Raw genomic sequence first — 19,376 nt, 5'->3', positions numbered from 1 at the left:
ATGAAACAAAAAACATTCCAACAAGCAGTCGGTTTTAGTGTAAAAGATACGATTGCCCTTTATTTTCTATACGAAACACAACACGCGCCAAAATATCCTCGTGAAGTGTATTTCAGCTTTTTAGAAACATTTCCCGGACGTGAAGTCGGTTATGAATACGTAGCACGTGTCGCAAAAGGGTTAGAGGCAGAAGGGGCACTATCTTCTCATTTAGAAGGTCGAAAAGTATGCTATTCAATTACAGAAATCGGTGTCAATCGTTTAAAACGTTACCGGGAACTGTACTATGATCGTTTTTACGAAATCGTCCTCGTGTTAGATCGTTTTTATTATGATTTAACGAAAAATGGTGAAAAGCCGCCAAAACCAGATCATTTATTACCAGAGGAATTCAGAAGTTATTTTTCAAAACTGATTTCAATCAAAGACATCGTTCGTTATATGATTTTCCAATTGTCTCAAACACGTAGTACGTTTTCGATGGTTGATGTAGAAAAACAACTATTAGCACGATACGGTTGGGCACCATCGAACGGTTATTTATATAACGTTTCTTGGGAACTTGAAGAAGAAGACTATATTATCGGACGTTGGCCAGATGAACGTCGTACAAAGCGGGAACTACGCGGTACGGATCGTGGCAATGAGTTTTTTGAGGTAATTGCACAGTCTCTGGCACATCAAATTACGACAAATCGTCGTTATGTACATTACATGTTGAAGTTTTGCCGACAACCGGAAAATAAAAGTGGCGATATAGATTGAAAAATCTGACAATGTTCGTTATAATGACAACAATCATAAAAACGAACACGTAGATGAGGGAGAGTACAATTAGCCCTGTATGATGAGCGACTTAGGGATAGTGAGAGCCTAAGCATACAACTAATTCGAATGGGCCTCGGAGTGATTTCTTGAATGACAGTAGGGAAATCCGGCAGTACACCGTTACGTACGAGGGACAGCGTAGTAGCTGTAATCGAGGTGGTACCGCGGATTGATTTCGTCCTCCATAGAGTTTTCTCTATGGGGGATTTTTTGATTCCTACGCAATGAGCAGAGTAAGAGTAGAGAGGATTGACACACATGACAGTAGAGCAGAGCATGCAAACATTTATTCAAAAAGACATTCCGGGAGATATGGTGACACCAATTTCACTGTATCATTCCTTATATGGCAAGAAAAAGATTTTATTTGAATCAAGCGCTAAACACGAAGAAAGTGGCCGTTATTCATTCGTCGCAGCAAATCCGATAAAAGAATTAATTTCAGAAACAAATCGCGTCACGATCGTAGAAGCAGATGGCACACATACCGAAACGTCAGAACCTGCTTTTGACGTCATTCGTCGTTTAATGCCTGGGAAGCCAGCAAACTATCCGTTTTCATTTTACGGCGGGGCAATCGGTTATGTCGGCTATGAAACAGCCTTTTATCACGAGCAAATTGGGGAAGTACTAGCCGATGAATTAGATATGCCGGATATGCATTTACTATTTTTTGACCGCTTCATCGTTTTTGATCATTTACTACAAAAGTTATCTGTCGTTGCAATCGATTTATTCGACGAAGGCAAAACGACGACAGAACTTGAAAATATCGTCGATAGTATGATTCATCAAATTGAACACCCGACGTTAATCCCAGCTGCGGATATTGATGAATTACAATTTACATCAAGTACGTCAGAAGACGCATTTTGTGATATTGTCCGCCAAGGCCAAGAGCACATTAAACGCGGCGACATTTTCCAAATTGTCTTATCACAACGTTTCTCAGCGCCATTTAACGGCAATCCGATGAGTTTGTATCGTAAGTTACGTTTAAGTAATCCATCACCTTATATGTATTATTTAGACTTTGACGGCTATACGATTTTAGGGACATCACCAGAAAGTCTCGTAAAAGTGGACAATCGTATCGTCACGACAAATCCGATTGCAGGGACACGTAAACGTGGGAAAACAACTGCGGAAGATATCGCTTTAGAAAAAGAACTACTCGCAGACGAAAAAGAACTTGCTGAACACCGCATGCTCGTCGACCTCGGCCGTAATGATATCGGTCGTTTATCAAAAGTCGGAACGGTCAGCGTTGATAAATATATGCAAATTGAGCGTTATAAATATGTCATGCATATCGTTTCAGAAGTAACCGGAGAACTACGCGATGATGTACACCCGATTGACGTGCTCCAAACGACGTTACCAGCAGGTACAGTGTCAGGTGCACCAAAAATTCGTGCGATGCAGTTAATTAATGAGTTGGAAACCGTAAAACGCGGGGTATACGCGGGGGCAGTCGGTTACTTATCCGTAACAGGTGACTTAGATATGGCGCTTGCGATTCGTACGATGGTCGTTTCAAAAGGGAAAGCGCATGTCCAAGCAGGCGCAGGTGTTGTTTATAACTCCGTACCGATCAATGAGTACGAAGAAACGATCAACAAAGCGAAAGCATTATTGGAGGTGCGTGAAGCATGATTTTATTAATTGATAACTACGATTCATTCACATATAACTTATACCAACAAGTCGCAGCGCTCGGAAAAGACGTTCAAGTCGTTCGGAACGATGCGGTCACGATTGACGATATTCGTACGATGCAGCCAGAAGCCATTATTTTATCACCAGGACCAGGGACGCCTGATGAAGCAGGGATTACGTTAGAGGTCATTCGTGCGCTTCATACAGAAATCCCGCTTCTAGGTATTTGCTTAGGTCATCAATCAATTGGGCAAGCATTTGGCGCGTCTGTCGTACGTGCAGAACGCATTATGCACGGGAAGTTTTCAACATTAGCGATTTGTTCACGCGACAATTTATTTGCGCAAGCTTCTGAAACACCACAAGTAATGCGTTATCATTCACTTGTTATTGACCCTGCAACATTGCCAGATACATTAGAAGTATTGGCCGTTGCGTCAGATGACGAAGAAATTATGGCGATTAAACATCGTGACTATCCAGTGTACGGCATGCAATATCACCCAGAGTCGATTGGTACATCAGAAGGTACGACTATGATTCAAGCATTTTTCAATCAATTAGCGGTGCACGTATAACGAAAAGAGGTTGCTCATGCGGAGCGGCCTCTTTTTTTGTAAATGGGGTATAAAGATGGAAAGGAGTGATATGAGATGATAAAAGATGCCGTATTTACACAACTAAAACAAGCGATGCGGGATAAAGATACGTTGAAAAAAGGTGTGCTACAACTCGTAAAGTCAGCAATTGATAGCGAAGCGAAAGAAAAGGGTGCTGATTTAACAGAACAAGAAGAAATCACGATCGTGCAGCGAGAAGTCAAACAAACAGAACAAGCGCTAGAAGGTGCACAGCAAGCGGGACGAGAAGATTTAATTGAAAATGAAAAAAGAAAACTTGAGCTATTAAAAGCATTTTTACCGACGCAATTATCTGAAGACGAAGTAATCAGTCTTCTAAAAGAAGCGGGTATTACGGAAGGCATGAACATGGGTGAGGCGATGAAAATTGCCAAACCACTTCTACTCGGTAAAACAGATGGGAAGACGATGTCAAAAGTTGTGAAATCATTAATTTAACAAGTTTCTACATTTGTATGAACAAAAGTATACACATGTATAAATAGCATGATGATTATGTTTCCACATTCTTTTATACATGTTTCCACACGATTATACACAAATGTAGAAATATGCATAATAAAAAGCTGATGCAAATATTTTCGCATCAGCTTTTTATTATGCAGGGAATAACTCGCTTAAGTAATAACCGCAATATTGTTGAATAATGTTGGCATTTACTTCTGGTGATACGAGCGCAAGACGTGTCAGTAACGCATCATTATCGTTTAACATCATCGTTAAATCCATTAGTAAGCTATTCGTGAATGAATATAATTTGTAATCGCGCTCTAAAGCAGTAATACGTTCAGTTTCACTACCTTGATACATTTGTTTTAACATCGGAATGATTTGATTGTATGATGTCATACTATCTTTTTCCGCCTGTGTTAACTTCGCATCTAAATCTTCTGTCGTATACGCTTCTTTCGTGCGAATAAGCTCTTTTAAAATTTCGAGCAGCATACCTTGTTTCGCTGTTAGTGATGCTAGCTTTTGTAGCAATGAATGTTCATAAACGGCTTCTTTACCTGTCATTTGCATTTTTTCACCTGTTAGCATCGCATTGTACTCTTTTTGAACGCTGTCTGGATCGACGAATTGTAATAACTGGCTAAATAGTGTGCCATATAATTTATTTACTTTTTCAAGGTCATTATCAACAGGTTCTTGAGGCGCTTCTTGTTTTTCTGTAGGTTCTGTACCGAAGTATAGGCGACCAACGTCTAAGTTACCAATTTCATCGAAACGTAACCAAGCTTGCGCAAGTTCGTTTCCGATTGGAATGTAGAACGATTCTTCTAATTCAGTATATTGCGCATCTGTTAAGCCATTCTCTTTTAATAAAGCATTATAGCCTTCTGTATCTTGCATTAAATTCGCGCGGTATAGCGCTTTAAATAATTGAAGTTGAGGCTCTTCTTTCACCGCATTTTCATCGTTATCCGCAACGGTGTGTGCTAAGTTACGCAATGTGTTTGTATCGTAAAATAACAGGAAAGCACCTTTTACGGGTAATTGTGCTTTTAAATCATCTGGGATACGTTCATACATCGGCAATGTTTGCTCTGTTAAGCCGTAATGTTCTACTTTCGCAATTTCAATATGTAGTGCTGATAAGTATGCCGCAATCGACAAGTTTTTATTGTCCATTAAATAAGCAACTTCCCCAAGCAGGCGGTAAATATTGCTGTTTGCAGGTTCTTCTTTAATGGCTGCTGTACACATGTTGATTGCTTGATTTAAACGTGCTTGACGCATTAAATCGCGTGCACCATCTAATAGTTTTTCAACGTTTGACATGTTCTCAAAACCTTTCAATTATGTAGTCTGTCTTATTATACCGATAAAATACAAAAATGCATAAATAAAAACTGAGTAACCGTAGTCACCCAGCTTTTATTTATGCATGATGTCTACCAATCGGAATGATGAGTGGAGTATGTGAGACCGGGTCATCAATGACTTGGCAATCGAGTGCGAAAATCTCTTTAATTAAATCACTCGTTAAAATATCACTCGGTGCACCTTCAGCGATTAAATTCCCTTTTTTCACTGCGAATAAGTAATCGGCATAACGTGCTGATAAGTTAATATCGTGCAGCACCATGACAATTGTCGTTCCGTATTTACGGTTTAAGTCCGTTAGTAAATCTAAAATTTCGACTTGGTACGTAATGTCTAAGTATGTTGTCGGTTCATCTAAAAATAAAATGTCGGTTTGCTGCGCAAGGGCCATCGCAATCCAGACACGTTGACGTTGACCACCTGAAAGTTCATCAATGTTGCGATCGGCAAATTCCGTAATGTTCATCATTTCAAGGGCATCTGATACCGCTTGATAATCTTCTTTTGACCAACCTTTGAATAGCGTTTGATGCGGGAAACGACCGCGCCCAACCAGATCTGCTACTGTAATACCTTCTGGAACGACAGGAGACTGTGGTAGTAAGCCTAATGTTTTTGCCAGTTGCTTTGGCGGCATATGGTGGATTGACTTGCCATCAAGTAGTACCTCACCATTTGTCGGTTTAATGAGGCGAGACATCGTTTTTAGTAGCGTTGATTTCCCACAACCGTTCGCACCGATAATAATGCTAGTCTTGTTGCTCGGAATCGATAAGCTAACGTCTTCTAAAATCGTTTTATTGTCGTAGCCCGACTGAATGTTTTTCGTTTGAAACGTATGTGTCGTCACGTTAAATATCTCCTTTTCGGTTAATGCGAATGAGTAGGTAAATTAAGTACGGAGCGCCGACAATGCCGGTAATAACACCGACTGGATAGCGCGTTTCAAAGGCGAATTGTCCGATTAAATCTGCACCTAATACAAGAATAGCACCAACGAGTCCAGCGGGGACAATGTTTGAGAAATTGGCGCCACCTAAACGTTGCGCAATCGGACCTGCTAAAAATGCGACGAAGGCAATTGGTCCCGTCGTTGCAGTTGCAATCGCAATCATAATTACTGCGCTAACCATTAGCACGATACGTGTTTTATTCGTATTCACGCCAAGTGCAGTGGCCGCTTGTTCACCAAGTTCTAGCATTTCCAATGTTTTTGAGAAATACAAGATGAATGGCATTGTGACAATGACAGTAATGATCAACGGAATAATCAATTCCATATCTGCATTATTTAAACTACCTGTTAACCAACGCATCGCTGTTGGTAAATCATTCGTTTTACCGATTAATAATAAATAGTTAATCGCTGCGGTTAGCATCGCTTGAATACCGATCCCGATTAAAATGAGACGACCGATTGAAAAAGATGCACCTTTTGCGAATGCATAAATAATCAATACTGTCACAAGTCCACCGATTACCGAAGCGATTGCAACGACTGTATTACTCGCATGTAATACGATAATACAAAATACTGCCGCTGCGCTAGAACCTGATGTAATACCGATAACATTCGGGTTTGCGAGCGGGTTTCGTAGCATCGTTTGGAAAATGTAACCGCCTGCGCCGAATGCAAAACCAGCGAATAATCCCGCAAGCATACGCGGAAGACGAATTTCATTAACGGCAAATGATGCACCTGGAATCGTTTCACCCATGAGTACGGCGATAATATCTTGTACAGGATAAATCGTATTCCCGAGCATCATCATCGCGACGCAAAGTGCAATCGTTAGGAGCGCAAGTATCGCTGTCGTCATCATAAATTTCCGACGACGTTTGTTTCGTGATTTTATGAGATGATTCATCGTATTTGTCATATCGCACGCATCTTCGCTTTCATTGTAATGATAATTAAAATTGGTGCACCGATAAAGGCTGTTAAAATACCGACTTCTAATTCACCAGGACTACCTAGGAAACGACCGCAAACGTCAGAAATCATTAAAATAATGGCACCGGCGATTGCAGAGAAGGGGATAATGAAGCGGATATCTGGTCCGAGCATTAAACGGATTAAATGCGTTGCTAATAAACCGATAAAGCCGATTGGACCTGCAAGTGCAGTTGCGGCGCCACATAGTAATACGCCACCGAGTGCGGCAATTACGCGAATAAACGTCGTATTTACACCGAGACCTTTCGCTACTTCATCACCTAAAGCAAGTGCATTTAGTGCAGGGGCCGCAAAGAGCGCAATAATAACGCCTACGACTAAAAATGGAATGAAAATTTCAATTGATGTCCATTTTGCAGAACCGACACTCCCAACTTGCCAAAAACGAAATTGGTCCATAACGTTCGAACGAGGAATCATAATCGCCGTCACGAGCGAAGATAAAATCGCACTCGTTGCCGCTCCCGCCAAAACAAGTTTCAATGGTGTTGCACCACTCGCACCGAGCGATCCGATACCGAATACAAATATAGCCGTTAACATCGCACCGATAATCGCAAGCCAAATATATTCTTCAGCAGAGCTAATCCCTAAAAAGGCAATGCCACAAACGACAAATAAAGAAGCACCTGTGTTGACCCCTAAAATACTTGGGTCTGCAATCGGGTTACGTGTAACCGCCTGCATTAACGAACCGGCAATACCGAGTGCGGCACCGCACATTAATCCGAAGATTGTACGCGCGATACGCTGTCTAACGACACTTGCTTCATGCGATTGAACTGACGGGTGAAAGAGCCCATCCATTAACCCTTGCCAGCCAATCGTTCTTGAACCAAATGCGAGTGACATACCAATACTAATTACGAATAAAATAAGCAAAAGCACTGATACCAATGCAAAATGCTTTGGTAAAAGTGCTCGCTTATTGTCTACTTGTGGTAGCGTCATTATTTTACGTTTTTCGCAACTTCTGCGATTTTAGATGTGTAATCATCAATTGTGTATTCAATTGATAGTGGGCTTGGTGTACCTGCAGCTGCAAGTGGTGTGTTATCTTCGATGACAACAACGTTACCTGCTTTAATCGCAGGTACTTTACCTAAGATTGGATCTTTTTGTAATGCTTTTAATGTTTTATCGTCGCCATATACAACGAATAATTCAGTGTCATTTAATGCATCGGCATTTTCAGCACTTAATTCTAAGTAGAAGCTTGAGTCATCTTTAAGTTGGTCTTTAATACCTTGTGGATATTCCATACCAAGTTCTTCTAACATTTCACCACGTGGATCAGCTGGTGTGTAGATGTAGAATTTAGAAAGGTCTGTCGTGTTAAACATACCGAATGCAGCTTTTTTACCTTTAAGTTCAGGATATTTTGCAGCTGTATCAGCGATTGTTTTTTCAGTTTTTTCAATTAACGCTTGACCTTCTTTTTCCATGCCCATTGCCATAGAATCATATTTGATTTGGTCGCGCCATGAAGTTACCCATGGTTGATCTTGGTAAGCGACAACAGGAGCGATTTCTCTTAATTTGTCATACTCTTCTTGAGTAAGACCAGAGTAAGCAGCTAAAATGACGTCTGGTTGAGAGTCAGCAATTGCTTCAAAGTCTAAACCGTCTGTATCTTGATAAACGTTTGGATTTTTTTCACCAAGTTCATCTAATTTTTCTTGTGTCCAAGGAAGGATACCTGTTTTGATATCTTTAATACCGTAGTTCGCTGCAGAAAAACCTACAGGGACAACACCTAATGCAAGTGCAACATCATGGTTTGCCCATGCGATTGTCGCAACACGTTCAGGTTTTTTCTCGATTGTTGTCGTACCTAAAGCGTGTTTAATTTCGATTGGGTATTGTGTATCAGAAGCTGATTCTGATGTAGATGTATCTTTGTTATCTGAAGCGTCATCTTTATCGTTGTTACCACATGCACCTAATACAAGTACGAGTAAAGCGACAAACATTAACGTCATCAATGATTTCATCGTTTTCATAATTTATACCTCTCTCTATATGTAATTTTATGATAATGAGAATCTTTATCACTTAGTGAATATATCATTTTTCACAGTATTGTCAATATCTTTCCACTATTTTTCTTATTATTTGCACAAAATTGTTGTATAAGACTTGGATTTAATCAAATATACATCATCATGCTTTTATAGTAGAATGATGAAAATGAAAGAGAAAAGGTGATTATATGTGGCATTTAAAACCATTTGATGCATTAACGACAAAAGAACTGTATGCAATTTTATATGAACGTACAAACGTATTCGTCGTAGAACAAAATTGTCCTTATTTAGAGGTGGACGGGAAAGATGAAGCTTCTTATCACTTGTTTAAGGAAGAAGATGGTGTCATTGTTGCGTATTTAAGAATTTTACCTCCAGGTGTTTCGTATGAACAAGCGTCACTCGGTCGCGTGCTCGTAAAACAAACGCATCGTGGACAAGGAATTGCGCAGCAACTTGTGCAAAAGGGAATTGATTTTGTCCATGCATCATTAGGTGAGAAGACGATTAAAATTCAAGCACAAGCGTATTTATGTGATTTTTACGGTTCTTTCGGTTTTGAAGCTATTTCAGATGTCTATTTAGAAGATGATATTCCACATATAGATATGTTGTTAGAAAAAGCATAGTACGTAAAAAACACCTTCGAAAAGGAAGGTGTTTTTTTAAATTTGCCATTTTAATTCGCGTCGATAGTAAATGCTAATGTCACCGTCTTCAGATACTTTAATCGCAAGGCCGTATGTAGACGCATTAAGGGCAGCCAAGGAGCGGGCACCACCTCTAAATGATTTTGTATCGTTTTGTTGTGTATACATTTTCGTCCCTAAACCATTAATGAGTCGATGCACATGTACGTCTAATAAATTTTGCGTCACGATCATTTCACCGAAACTCATTAAGTTCATGTTCGAATCAATAATAATCGCGCCATCTACATCTGCAATTAACTTCACTAATTGGCTATCGAGCTGCGGGTCACTCAACTTAAATGTTTCATGTCCGTTTAATAAAATCTTTTTATACGTATCCGCAACATCGCCTTGTGTATTTTTCACATCATGTCTCGTTAAGAAATGAAATAATTGGGCATCACTATACGGTAAGTTTTTACACTCATTACTATACATATTTGCAGTTAAAAAGATGAAAAGGGCCCCTGTATTGCTCATTGATAAGTCTTTAATGACGCTTTTTGCGAAATGGGCCGCATAGATTGCATCATTCGGGGTGTTTGCATACATCACTTGTAGCAACATCGAAATAACGCTATAGTCTTTTACTTTCCATTGTCCATTGTCATACACGACAATTAAGTCTTTTTGGACGACCCAATAAATTTTACGATTTTCTAAATATACAAAGGAATGTTTTTCACTATCGTTAGCCGTTAATAAAATATCTTTTACAGCACGATGCCTTTTACGAGCAAATCCTAAAATGTCATATTGTTCGTTGACGACATAACTAATAGAGAGTGAATCGACAAGACGGTTTGCTTTTGAATAGTTATTAATATCATTCAATGTTAATTCATCTTTTTCAAGCGGGATATAATCAATGCCTAGATCATCTAAAAATTCGCGACAATTACGCGCGTCGTCTTTAAAAATTAAAAAACTAACTGTCGTACTACGTGATTCGTATGTTTGTGTTGTTAAATAGTTTAAATGTGTTAAAAAGTTTTTTAGCAATAAAATATTTTTGTACGTCTTATCACTCGTTATGTATCGTTTGACGTCAAAGTCCATTTCATCATTTGTTCCAGCAGGTCTCATATTTTCAGCGCTAATATTCGTACGGAATTTAGATATGCGATATGCATGGTAATGCGGCTCGTGTAGCAGCGTTAAGTAAATAAAATAATCAGTAATCTTCTCAATCACATACGTACGGTCTATCGCGTTATGAGCACGTTTATAGTCGTCGTAAAAATTGTTCATTAAATCTAATATCATGACGAGCGATACAGGGGTTTCAGGTGAAATACTTTCGTCGATTTCAATGCGTTTGAAAGGACAAGGCGAGTGAAGATCGCTAATAATATGCATTTTTTGAATCCCCAGCATATTTTGCACTGTATGAATCATATCGTTTTTAAATTGCGCGCTCATTTGCTGTTCATTTATTGGCAAATTTAATCAGCTCCTTAATTCATGTTTACGTCACTTTATATATACAGTATATAGAAATTCGTTTATTTTTACGAAGAAGATTATTAAATTACATTTTATGGTAAAATATGCGTATTTCATGAATGATAGAAGAGGGGGAGTAGACAATGAAATCACCATATCTTTATGCTGTATGTAGCAATGTGATTTTGTACGTCTTGTTAATTTCTATTTATACGTATGATGATCTATATAGTGATGTTAAAACAGTGTAGTTAGACAATGTAAAAGTGAGTTTTCCATACTTAATTTTACTAGGACCTTTATGGAAATATTTATTGCTAGTATTTGGCATCTTTATGTATGTAAACGATAAAAGCTTATTATTATCAGCGATTGCGACAATAATAGGGGCTGTCATACTATTCGTATTACACATAAAGTTTAGACGGAAAATCAATCGAATATTAGCATGCCAGTCATCATTTAGTGGCGGTGGATCAAGTGCAGGAAGCGGATTAAATGAGATGTACAATTACACAAACACTCATGTAGATGATGAAAAAGAAGATGATGCATTTCGATTAGATCCAGACGTATATTATGATAAATACGGAGAAATGCAAAAAGATGATCTTAGCGATTGTTGTGCGCATTGTATGGCGCCTTTACACAAATGTGAATGTGGACATGGAAGGAAATAGTATCATCAAGATAAGAATTGATGAAGAAGCGGGAGATCATCAATTCTTGTTTTTTTGTGATGTATAAACGAAGGAAATAATGGGTTGATAAAACGATTTATTTTTAGTTTACATAATATATATTAGTGGAAGTTATAAAATAGAAGTGAAATTGCTCATTTTTTGGGTATTTATTACATACACACATTAATTCATATACTGGAGCTGATGACATGAACATTTTACCACTCGGTGTTGGTGGCGCGTTTACAAACCGATTCTTCCACAACAACTTCTTATTTGATTTTGATGGTATGCCGTTATTAATAGACTGTGGCACATCGCTACGTTTCTCATTATATGAGGCTGGTATGGGCTATGAGCATATCGAGAATGTATTTATTACCCATTGCCATTTTGACCACGTTGGAGGCCTCTCAGAGCTAGTAACACGCCGCTCCGCATCAGACCTTCCAACAACCATCTATATGATGCAAGAATTGTATGACGACGTGTTATCAGTATTAGCACCTGGGCTTGATGCACAAACGATTGAACAATTTTGCCAATTTAAGCTTTTGCATACGCAGCAACCGCATATATTGAACGGCTACAAACTGGAGTTGCTATCTACGACGAACTTACACATAACTGGCATGTTAAGTACCGGACTCCGTATTACACAACCTGATGGTACACAGCTTCTTTATACGTCCGATATTAAAAAACTTACAGAAAGTCCTTTCCGCTCCGCTGTGACGCGCCAAACGAAGTTAATCTTACAAGATATGAGTTTTACACCAAACCCTGTCCATAGCACATTTGACGAAGTGCTCGCCTACTACCCTAAAGAAGTACAACGCTATATCGTCGCTATGCATTATGACGATAATATCGAAGATTATCGAGAAAAAATCGAAAATTCACCGATTCACCTTGCGCGACAACACCATTGGATTCATATATAAAGCATTTTTTCGGCGAATCTTAGAAATGTTATTTATTTGACATTGCCTAAGTAAAACCTCGGTAATTTTTAGACATCACATCAAAAAAATAACAAAAAAGAGCATAGGAATTCATGCTCACAGTAATTTATATTGGTTAACAGGTCGTCCGACACCGCCATATTGAATCTCAATCGCCACTTTGTTCTGTTTTTCTAAAAAATCTAAATATCGTCGTGCTGTTACACGCGCTAGACCAACACCATGCGCAACCTCTTCAGCAGAAATCGCAATGTTTTGTGTACCGATATACGCAACAATTTTATCGAGTGTCGCTTTATTAAGCCCTTTCGGTAAATCTTTTATATGTTCATGATGCGCAGCACTATGTAAAATACGATCGAGTTCCTCTTGCGTCACCGCTTCTTTCGACTGCGTTTGCTGTTTATATGCAGCATATCGCAGTAAAGACTCTTCAATACGCTCAAACGTAAAAGGTTTCATGACATAATCAAAAACCCCTAATTGCACGATACGCTCAATCGTTTTCGTATCGTTCGCTGCTGTGACGGTAATGACATCAACTGGAATCGATCGTTCTCGCAATTGACGTAAACTTTCAATCCCATCTTGCTTTGGCATAAAAATGTCCATAAATACAAGGTCTGGTTGTAACGTTGCAGCTTTCTCTACCCCTTCAATGCCGTCTGAAGCCGTATCAATAACTTGAAAACCTGATACTTTTTCAATGAACTGCCGATTCACTTGACGCACCATCGGATCATCTTCTACTAATAACACTCGTAACATCTGTTCACCCTTCCATATCAAACGTGATAACAATACTTGTACCCGCATTCGGCGTACTCATCACGTCGATTGTACCATTTGCTTTTTGTATAATATCATGGATTAAATAAAGCCCAATCCCATGATTTTTCGATTTTTTCGTCGTAAAACCGTTATCAAAAATACGTGCTAATTGTGCCTCCGTCATTCCAATACCATTATCTTCGACTAAAATCGTTAGTAATTGCTCATCTTGATCAATGCTAATGAGCAAATGCTTTTCTTCATGGTCACATAGCTGCAACGCATCAAAACTGTTTTCAATTAAATTGCCGAGCACGACGACAAAATCATGAAAATCGAGAGATGGTGGTAAGTAATCTAATTTACTTTGGTCATCAATCTCTACGGTAATCCCTAATTCTTTACCGTGATTCACCTTACTAAGCAGCAACCCAGCTAAATTTTTATTTTGAATGCGCGTATGTAAAAAATGATGTATATCGTCTTGCGCTTGCTTGACCCCTTGTATATAGTGTAACGCTTCGTCATAATTACCGAGTTGAATAAGCCCTGCAACGGTATGTATTTTATTTTTATGCTCATGATTTTGAATGCGCAATGCTTGTACGAATTCTTTCACACCTGTAAGTTCTTCCGCAAGCTTTTTCACTTCTGTCCGATCTTGGAAAATGGCGATAGCCCCTACTGTCTCCCCCGCTACTTCAATCGGTACACGATTCGATAAAATCGTATGTTGATTAATTAATAGCTCTTTATTGTAAATCGGCTGATTAAAATCAATAATTTCTGGTAATCGAGAATCTGGTAACACGTCATAAATGTTCCGGCCTATTAACAATTCATCTTCTACGCCGAGAATTTGCTTTGCCTTTACATTAAACACTGTAATCGTAAAGTGATTATCAATGGCGATCACACCTTCATGCATCGCATTGAACGCTTCTGTACGTTCAATATATAGTTTCGCAATTTCATGTGGTTCATAGTCTAACAATTCGCGTTTCATACTACGACTAAGTAAAAATGCACCCCAGCCACCGAACAATAAAGACAATAAAATAGCAATCGCAATTTCTTTTTTTAACGACGTAACAATGTACCAAAATGTCGGCAATTCATAACCGACAAGCACAACGCCAATTTGCGTATGAGAAGCGTTCATCACTGGTACGAATGCACGCGCCATATTACCAACGTCCCCTTTTGCTACTGTCGTATAATAATGCTCTGTGAACGCATCATTTAAATCATTCGACTGTGAGCGAACACCGATCAGCGCATGATGTGGGTGTGTTAAACGAACCCGATCCATCGTTAAAACGACAATATAATCTGCTTTATTAGTTGTTTGTACATTTTGAATCGTTTCATCAAGCATATTTGCCTTTTGTTCATTACTAGTCGTTGTATCTGATAACGTTTCGGCTACTTCTGATAGCTTTGCGACCGTTTGTGCGACGAGCATCGCTTGCTCTGAAATTCGTTTTTCCTCAGATTGTAAAACATGACTCATAATAAAAAGCCCTGCGAGTAAAAACGAAAATACGATAATAAAGAACGTTAAAGCCGTAATTTTTCCATTCATCGTTAATTTAAAATTTGTCATACAGCCCCTCCCCTTTGTAAACGTTTCTATTTTAGCACGATTCTTATGGTAAAATAACCTCATCAATCAATTCGGAGGAACGTATGCGTACTTATTTATTATCAGCCATACTGTTAATTATCGTAGCACTTGGCTCTTTTACGCTACCACGATTGACAGCACAAACAACTTATACAGATGCAGAACAACAAGGTCTAAATGAACGTGTAACGATTCACTTTAGCCATGTCGTCGCTGAAAACACGCCGAAAGGACTCGCAGCACTTCGATTCAAAAAGCTCGTAGAACAAAAATCAGGTGGGCAAATTCAAGTCGCACTCTATCCAAACGGTATGCTATACAACGATAAAGATGAAATGGCAGCGTTAAAACGAAACGACGTGCAAATGATTGCGCCGAGCTATTCAAAAATTTCGAGTGAACTGCCGATTTGGTCGGTGTTAGATTTACCGTTTCTATTCGAAAACGAAGCGGATGTAAAGCGGATAATGGCGGGGCCAGTCGGAAAAACTTTATTAGATGCAGCGGAAAAACGGAATATTCACGGACTCGGATTTTGGCAAAATGGTTTCAAGCAAATGATTGCAAAAGATAAACCGATTAAAACGTTAGCGGATTTTCAAGGGAAACGCATGCGTACAATGAATAGTATGATGTTGAAGCGGCAGGCACAGCTACTCGGAGCGGAAGCAACGGCAACTTCGTTTGATGAAGTGAACTTATTGCTAGACCATCAAACAATCGACATTCAAGAAAATACGCTATCTAACATTTATTCGAAAAGTTTTTATAAACAAGAACCGTATATTACACTATCGCGCCATGGGATTTTAGGATATGGCATCTTGATGAATGAATCATTTTGGCAATCACTCTCTCCTAATCAGCAACAAATTATTGAAGAAGCGATGATTGAAACGACGCGCTATAACGATCAGCTTGCGAAAGAAATGAATGATGAAGATTATGAACATATGAAAGCGTACGGGACGATTTTTTACACCCTTCCAGATCGAGAAGTAAAGAAATGGCAGCAAAAATTACAGCCACTATACGATAACTTTCGCGTTAGTGAATATCAAAACATATTAGAAGATATCGAAAAGATGTTAAAACAATCGTAAAAGGCCCCCACGTAATGACATACGTGCAAGGGCCTTTTTTAGATTCGTTATTTTTTGTGTAATTCGTGACACTATATACAGTCGTTTGTTTCCCATTGTAAGGAGCTGTCATTAACACGATACCATGCGATTTCGCAATATACGTATAACTGTTATCAACATTATTTTTCAGTTGAATCACGTTGTAATACGTTTTCTTCCCTACCTTTTTCTTCATATTTGTAGCAAGCACTTTATAGCTGTACTTGTAAGAAGACAAACCGTCATACCCTGTTTTGTAGTAGGTCTTTCCAGTTGAAAGTGGGAAATAATAAGGCGTAACGACCGGTACATCGCCATTCACATAAAATTCGAATGATTTTTTCGTAATGTTATACGTGTAAATTGTGCTTTTGTTCGTACAGCGCGCATTATACGTGCCACTATTTTTACAAGTGAGCGTAAAATTGCGATTCGGATAACCGTAAGCATCATAGACAGTGTACTTATAATTGTGAGACGGTTTATATGCGGTAGCAGATGAAATCGTCGCAGCAGAGGCGAAGGAGCTTGGTAGCAGTACCCCAAAAGCAGCAATCGTCGCAATTAGTTTTTTCTTGAACATCATCATTAATCCTCCTAGTTGTTAGACTCGTCACACATATCATAAGTAACATTTGTAACCTCCAATTACCCGCTTCACTTCTTTCACAAACAACGCAAAAATCCCCTTGAAAGCTATATAGATTTCAAGGGGATTTTCATTGATTTTATTTAGAGTTTTGTTTTAACCATTCGCTAATGTAAGGGTAAATTTCTTTTTTCGCATAGCGACCTGTACATACAGATACGTGACCTGTTGGTACTTCGTGTAATGTGTTTACTTTACTAGAAACCGCTTTGTTTAACGCACGGATTTGATCTGGTTGTACGATATTATCACGAGTTGCGCAAATATTCAGTAAGTTTGCTTTGATTTTTGATAAATCAACTTGCTGACCGCGTACTTCCAGCTCCCCTTTTACTAATTTATTTTCTTGATAGAAGTCACGAATCCATTGACGATAAGATTCACCAGGGAATGGTACACCATCGTTCAACCATTTTTGCATTAACTTCCAAGTTAACACCGCATTGTCGTTATCGATACGGCTCGCTAAGTTCACATACGTACCCATTGAGTTAGAAATTGGGCTTAGTAAACGGTTCCCGTAATCGATCATTTCAAATGGTACATTACCTAACGTATCGACGATTTTATCTAATTGGAACGTATCTTTGTTTAACCAGTTAGAATAAAGACCTGCATCTTCAAAATCTGTCGGTGATGTCATTAATACAAGGTTACGAATCGGTAAAATGTCGTTGTATAGTGACGTAAAGATCGTTGTCATCGTACCACCCATGCAGTAACCGTACATCGTAATTTCTTTTGCACCAGCATGTTTTAACACTTTTTTCACAGCGCGAGGAATGTAGTCAACGATATAATCGTCTAGTTTCATATGACGATCTTCATAGCCTGCTGTACCCCAGTCGATTAAGTATACATCGTGGCCTTCGTTTGTTAAGTATTCGATTAAGCTATTGCCTGGGTATAAATCTAAAATATAGGCGCGGTTAATTAATGCATAGACGAATAAAATTGGCACTTTATTCGTTTTCTTTTTGCTCGGTGCATAATGATATAGTTTCGCCTTATTTTTTGTCCAAATGACTTCTTTCGGTGTTTGACCAACTTGTGGTTCCGCGTCTGTCGTTACGACTTCTGTAAAACGTTTTAGTTTTTCCAAATCCTGTGGCAATACTGCTTCCTCAGGTAATTTCATTGCTTCAAGCCATTGCTCGAAAAGTGGTGCAGTAGATACTCCATTACTCACAACAAAACCTCCAATAGTAAAATAATTTTTTCAATTAAAGCTTCTTTGGTTGATTACAAAAGCGTCTCAATCATTGATGTGATAAAAGCATGTCTATCAGATGAGCCTTTTCGGAATGAACGATAAAGTTGTTCGAAAAGGTGCATTGAAACGATACGCTTTTTCATGGATGTCTTTGTCTTTGGATTAAGCTTGTTAAAACGTTCCGATCATTACTTCTTCGGTTGTGTTTTTGGTGTCGCTTTTGCTGTAGAAGCAGCCGTTTGCACTTTAATATCCGCAGCTGGTACTGTGACAGGTGCAGGTTTTGCAGTTGCCTCTACTTGTTTCGTTAACAATTCAATGACTGTATCTAATTTTTTATCTAATTTAGATACAGACGTTTTTAATTGTTTAATTTCTTTTGAATTCGTTTCATGCGCTGTGTCGATGTCATCTAATTGGTCTTCTAAATCGATAATTTTAGACTCCACATTGATCACTAATGAAGCGATACTCGCAATTTCATCACGTGTTGGCACGTTTACTTGCTTTAAGTAAGACTCTGTCATGCCATTCACTAATCCTTGATATTGTAAGTATTGCTTTTGAATTTGACCTAGTCCCTCTGCAAAGGCTGGTTGTTCAAGCGTCGATTGAATCGAATCGCGGAATGCGCTCTCAGTGCGATCGTATAGATCTTTCCAAATACTAAACGCATCAAATGTTTGATTCGTCACGAAAATTCCTCCTCTATCAATAAAATCATTTCACAATTCCAACTTTACCATATTCTTCAATTATTTCAATTATTTTTACAAGTTGGGTGTAAATATCAGAAAACACTTGACACATTTTGCACATAGGTGTAAATTACACTTATAAGTAATTTGAAGATAGGTGATGGATATGAACGCCAAAAAGCCACATATTGGTGCACCGAAAAATTTTCTTGTACCGGTAATTTTACTGCATTTGCGTGATATTAATGCATATGGCTACGAGCTCATGGAAAAGCTCACATCTTTCGGCATCGATTCCGTTGACCGAGGGAACTTTTATCGTATTTTAAGACAACTAGAAAAAGATGCGTTAGTCACGTCTGAATGGAATACTGATGAAAATGGGCCAGCCAAACGCATTTACGCAATTACAGAAGAAGGTCTAAAATATTTAGACTTGTGGGCTGGCTCATTCGATGAATTCCAACAGCTACTAACGAACTTCTTCAAATTGTATAATCCATTTCTTTTCGGCATGCCAACGCCAAAGAAACCGGATGAAGCGGACAACAACGACGATTAGCAGCCAA

20 protein-coding genes and 1 other annotated feature are annotated in these 19,376 nt (G+C 38.7%); of the genes, 9 read left to right on the top strand and 11 right to left on the bottom strand.

Annotation, left to right across the window (positions count from 1 at the left end; genetic code table 11):
* From KMHG_RS05005 to KMHG_RS04990, 4 genes are all read left to right on the top strand, one after another.
* Nucleotides 1-765 (top strand): hypothetical protein, encoded by a 765-nt coding sequence (locus KMHG_RS05005; RefSeq protein ID WP_010287551.1) that lies wholly within the window; start codon nucleotides 1-3, stop codon nucleotides 763-765.
* Between the two features lie 41 nt (nucleotides 766-806).
* Nucleotides 807-1,014, top strand: a binding site (T-box leader).
* 72 nt (nucleotides 1,015-1,086) lie between these two features.
* Nucleotides 1,087-2,484 (top strand): anthranilate synthase component I, encoded by a 1,398-nt coding sequence (gene trpE, locus KMHG_RS05000; RefSeq protein ID WP_010287550.1) that lies wholly within the window; start codon nucleotides 1,087-1,089, stop codon nucleotides 2,482-2,484.
* Entirely contained in the window at nucleotides 2,481-3,065 is a 585-nt protein-coding gene (locus tag KMHG_RS04995) for an anthranilate synthase component II (protein WP_010287549.1), read from the top strand. Before trpE ends, KMHG_RS04995 begins: the two co-directional genes overlap by 4 nt.
* A 75-nt stretch (nucleotides 3,066-3,140) precedes the next feature.
* The gene (locus KMHG_RS04990; RefSeq protein ID WP_010287547.1) at nucleotides 3,141-3,566 is read left to right on the top strand and encodes a GatB/YqeY domain-containing protein; all 426 of its coding nucleotides are present in this window, start codon (nucleotides 3,141-3,143) and stop codon (nucleotides 3,564-3,566) included.
* A gap of 159 nt (nucleotides 3,567-3,725) precedes the next feature.
* On the opposite strand, the gene KMHG_RS04985 is transcribed toward KMHG_RS04990, so the two are convergent.
* The 5 genes from KMHG_RS04985 to KMHG_RS04965 form a co-directional block, all read right to left on the bottom strand.
* Nucleotides 3,726-4,910: a hypothetical protein gene (locus KMHG_RS04985; RefSeq protein WP_010287546.1), complete on the bottom strand. Its 1,185-nt coding sequence runs from the start codon at nucleotides 4,908-4,910 to the stop codon at nucleotides 3,726-3,728.
* Nucleotides 4,911-5,010: 100 nt separating this feature from the next.
* Entirely contained in the window at nucleotides 5,011-5,805 is a 795-nt protein-coding gene (locus tag KMHG_RS04980; RefSeq protein WP_010287545.1) for an ABC transporter ATP-binding protein, read from the bottom strand.
* A gap of 1 nt (nucleotide 5,806) precedes the next feature.
* On the bottom strand, nucleotides 5,807-6,835 hold the full coding sequence (locus tag KMHG_RS04975) for a FecCD family ABC transporter permease (RefSeq protein ID WP_010287544.1): 1,029 nt from the start codon (nucleotides 6,833-6,835) through the stop codon (nucleotides 5,807-5,809).
* A complete protein-coding gene (locus KMHG_RS04970; RefSeq protein ID WP_010287536.1) occupies nucleotides 6,832-7,863 on the bottom strand; it encodes a FecCD family ABC transporter permease in 1,032 nt (343 codons plus the stop codon). The genes KMHG_RS04975 and KMHG_RS04970 overlap by 4 nt, the downstream gene beginning before the upstream one ends.
* A complete protein-coding gene (locus tag KMHG_RS04965) occupies nucleotides 7,863-8,915 on the bottom strand; it encodes an iron-siderophore ABC transporter substrate-binding protein (RefSeq protein WP_010287534.1) in 1,053 nt (350 codons plus the stop codon). Before KMHG_RS04965 ends, KMHG_RS04970 begins: the two co-directional genes overlap by 1 nt.
* Before the next feature lie 209 nt (nucleotides 8,916-9,124).
* Between KMHG_RS04965 and KMHG_RS04960 the strand changes: the two genes are divergently transcribed.
* Nucleotides 9,125-9,568 (top strand): GNAT family N-acetyltransferase, encoded by a 444-nt coding sequence (locus KMHG_RS04960; protein WP_010287531.1) that lies wholly within the window; start codon nucleotides 9,125-9,127, stop codon nucleotides 9,566-9,568.
* Nucleotides 9,569-9,604: 36 nt separating this feature from the next.
* On the opposite strand, the gene KMHG_RS04955 is transcribed toward KMHG_RS04960, so the two are convergent.
* The gene (locus KMHG_RS04955) at nucleotides 9,605-11,074 is read right to left on the bottom strand and encodes a hypothetical protein (protein WP_010287529.1); all 1,470 of its coding nucleotides are present in this window, start codon (nucleotides 11,072-11,074) and stop codon (nucleotides 9,605-9,607) included.
* 317 nt (nucleotides 11,075-11,391) lie between these two features.
* On the opposite strand from KMHG_RS04955, the gene KMHG_RS04945 reads away from it, so the two are divergent.
* Together KMHG_RS04945 and KMHG_RS04940 are read left to right on the top strand one after the other, a co-directional pair.
* A complete protein-coding gene (locus tag KMHG_RS04945; RefSeq protein WP_010287528.1) occupies nucleotides 11,392-11,757 on the top strand; it encodes a hypothetical protein in 366 nt (121 codons plus the stop codon).
* A 212-nt stretch (nucleotides 11,758-11,969) separates the two neighbouring features.
* Nucleotides 11,970-12,704: an MBL fold metallo-hydrolase gene (locus KMHG_RS04940; RefSeq protein WP_010287526.1), complete on the top strand. Its 735-nt coding sequence runs from the start codon at nucleotides 11,970-11,972 to the stop codon at nucleotides 12,702-12,704.
* Between the two features lie 117 nt (nucleotides 12,705-12,821).
* Here KMHG_RS04940 and KMHG_RS04935 read toward each other — a convergent pair whose 3' ends face one another.
* The gene (locus KMHG_RS04935; protein ID WP_010287524.1) at nucleotides 12,822-13,493 is read right to left on the bottom strand and encodes a response regulator; all 672 of its coding nucleotides are present in this window, start codon (nucleotides 13,491-13,493) and stop codon (nucleotides 12,822-12,824) included.
* 4 nt (nucleotides 13,494-13,497) lie between these two features.
* Nucleotides 13,498-15,102, bottom strand: a complete 1,605-nt coding sequence (locus KMHG_RS04930; protein ID WP_010287515.1) for an ATP-binding protein — start codon at nucleotides 15,100-15,102, stop codon at nucleotides 13,498-13,500.
* Between the two features lie 83 nt (nucleotides 15,103-15,185).
* Between KMHG_RS04930 and KMHG_RS04925 the strand changes: the two genes are divergently transcribed.
* Nucleotides 15,186-16,226 (top strand): DctP family TRAP transporter solute-binding subunit, encoded by a 1,041-nt coding sequence (locus tag KMHG_RS04925; protein WP_010287514.1) that lies wholly within the window; start codon nucleotides 15,186-15,188, stop codon nucleotides 16,224-16,226.
* Here KMHG_RS04925 and KMHG_RS04920 read toward each other — a convergent pair.
* The 3 genes from KMHG_RS04920 to KMHG_RS04910 form a co-directional block, all read right to left on the bottom strand.
* The gene (locus tag KMHG_RS04920; protein ID WP_010287512.1) at nucleotides 16,171-16,833 is read right to left on the bottom strand and encodes a hypothetical protein; all 663 of its coding nucleotides are present in this window, start codon (nucleotides 16,831-16,833) and stop codon (nucleotides 16,171-16,173) included. The two genes, KMHG_RS04925 and KMHG_RS04920, sit on opposite strands and share 56 nt — an antisense overlap.
* Before the next feature lie 142 nt (nucleotides 16,834-16,975).
* Nucleotides 16,976-18,085 carry a class III poly(R)-hydroxyalkanoic acid synthase subunit PhaC gene (gene phaC / locus KMHG_RS04915; protein WP_010287509.1) on the bottom strand — a complete coding sequence of 370 codons (1,110 nt, stop codon included), beginning with the start codon at nucleotides 18,083-18,085 and terminating at the stop codon, nucleotides 16,976-16,978.
* A 212-nt stretch (nucleotides 18,086-18,297) separates the two neighbouring features.
* A complete protein-coding gene (locus KMHG_RS04910; RefSeq protein WP_010287504.1) occupies nucleotides 18,298-18,804 on the bottom strand; it encodes a PhaR in 507 nt (168 codons plus the stop codon).
* 169 nt (nucleotides 18,805-18,973) lie between these two features.
* On the opposite strand from KMHG_RS04910, the gene phaQ reads away from it, so the two are divergent.
* Complete coding sequence (gene phaQ, locus KMHG_RS04905) at nucleotides 18,974-19,369, top strand: poly-beta-hydroxybutyrate-responsive repressor (protein WP_010287502.1); 396 nt, start codon at nucleotides 18,974-18,976, stop codon at nucleotides 19,367-19,369.
* Nucleotides 19,370-19,376 lie beyond the last annotated feature (7 nt).

Source organism: Kurthia massiliensis, assembly GCF_000285555.1.
Lineage (GTDB): Bacteria > Bacillota > Bacilli > Bacillales_A > Planococcaceae > Kurthia > Kurthia massiliensis.
This window is presented reverse-complemented; position numbering and strand designations above follow the sequence as displayed.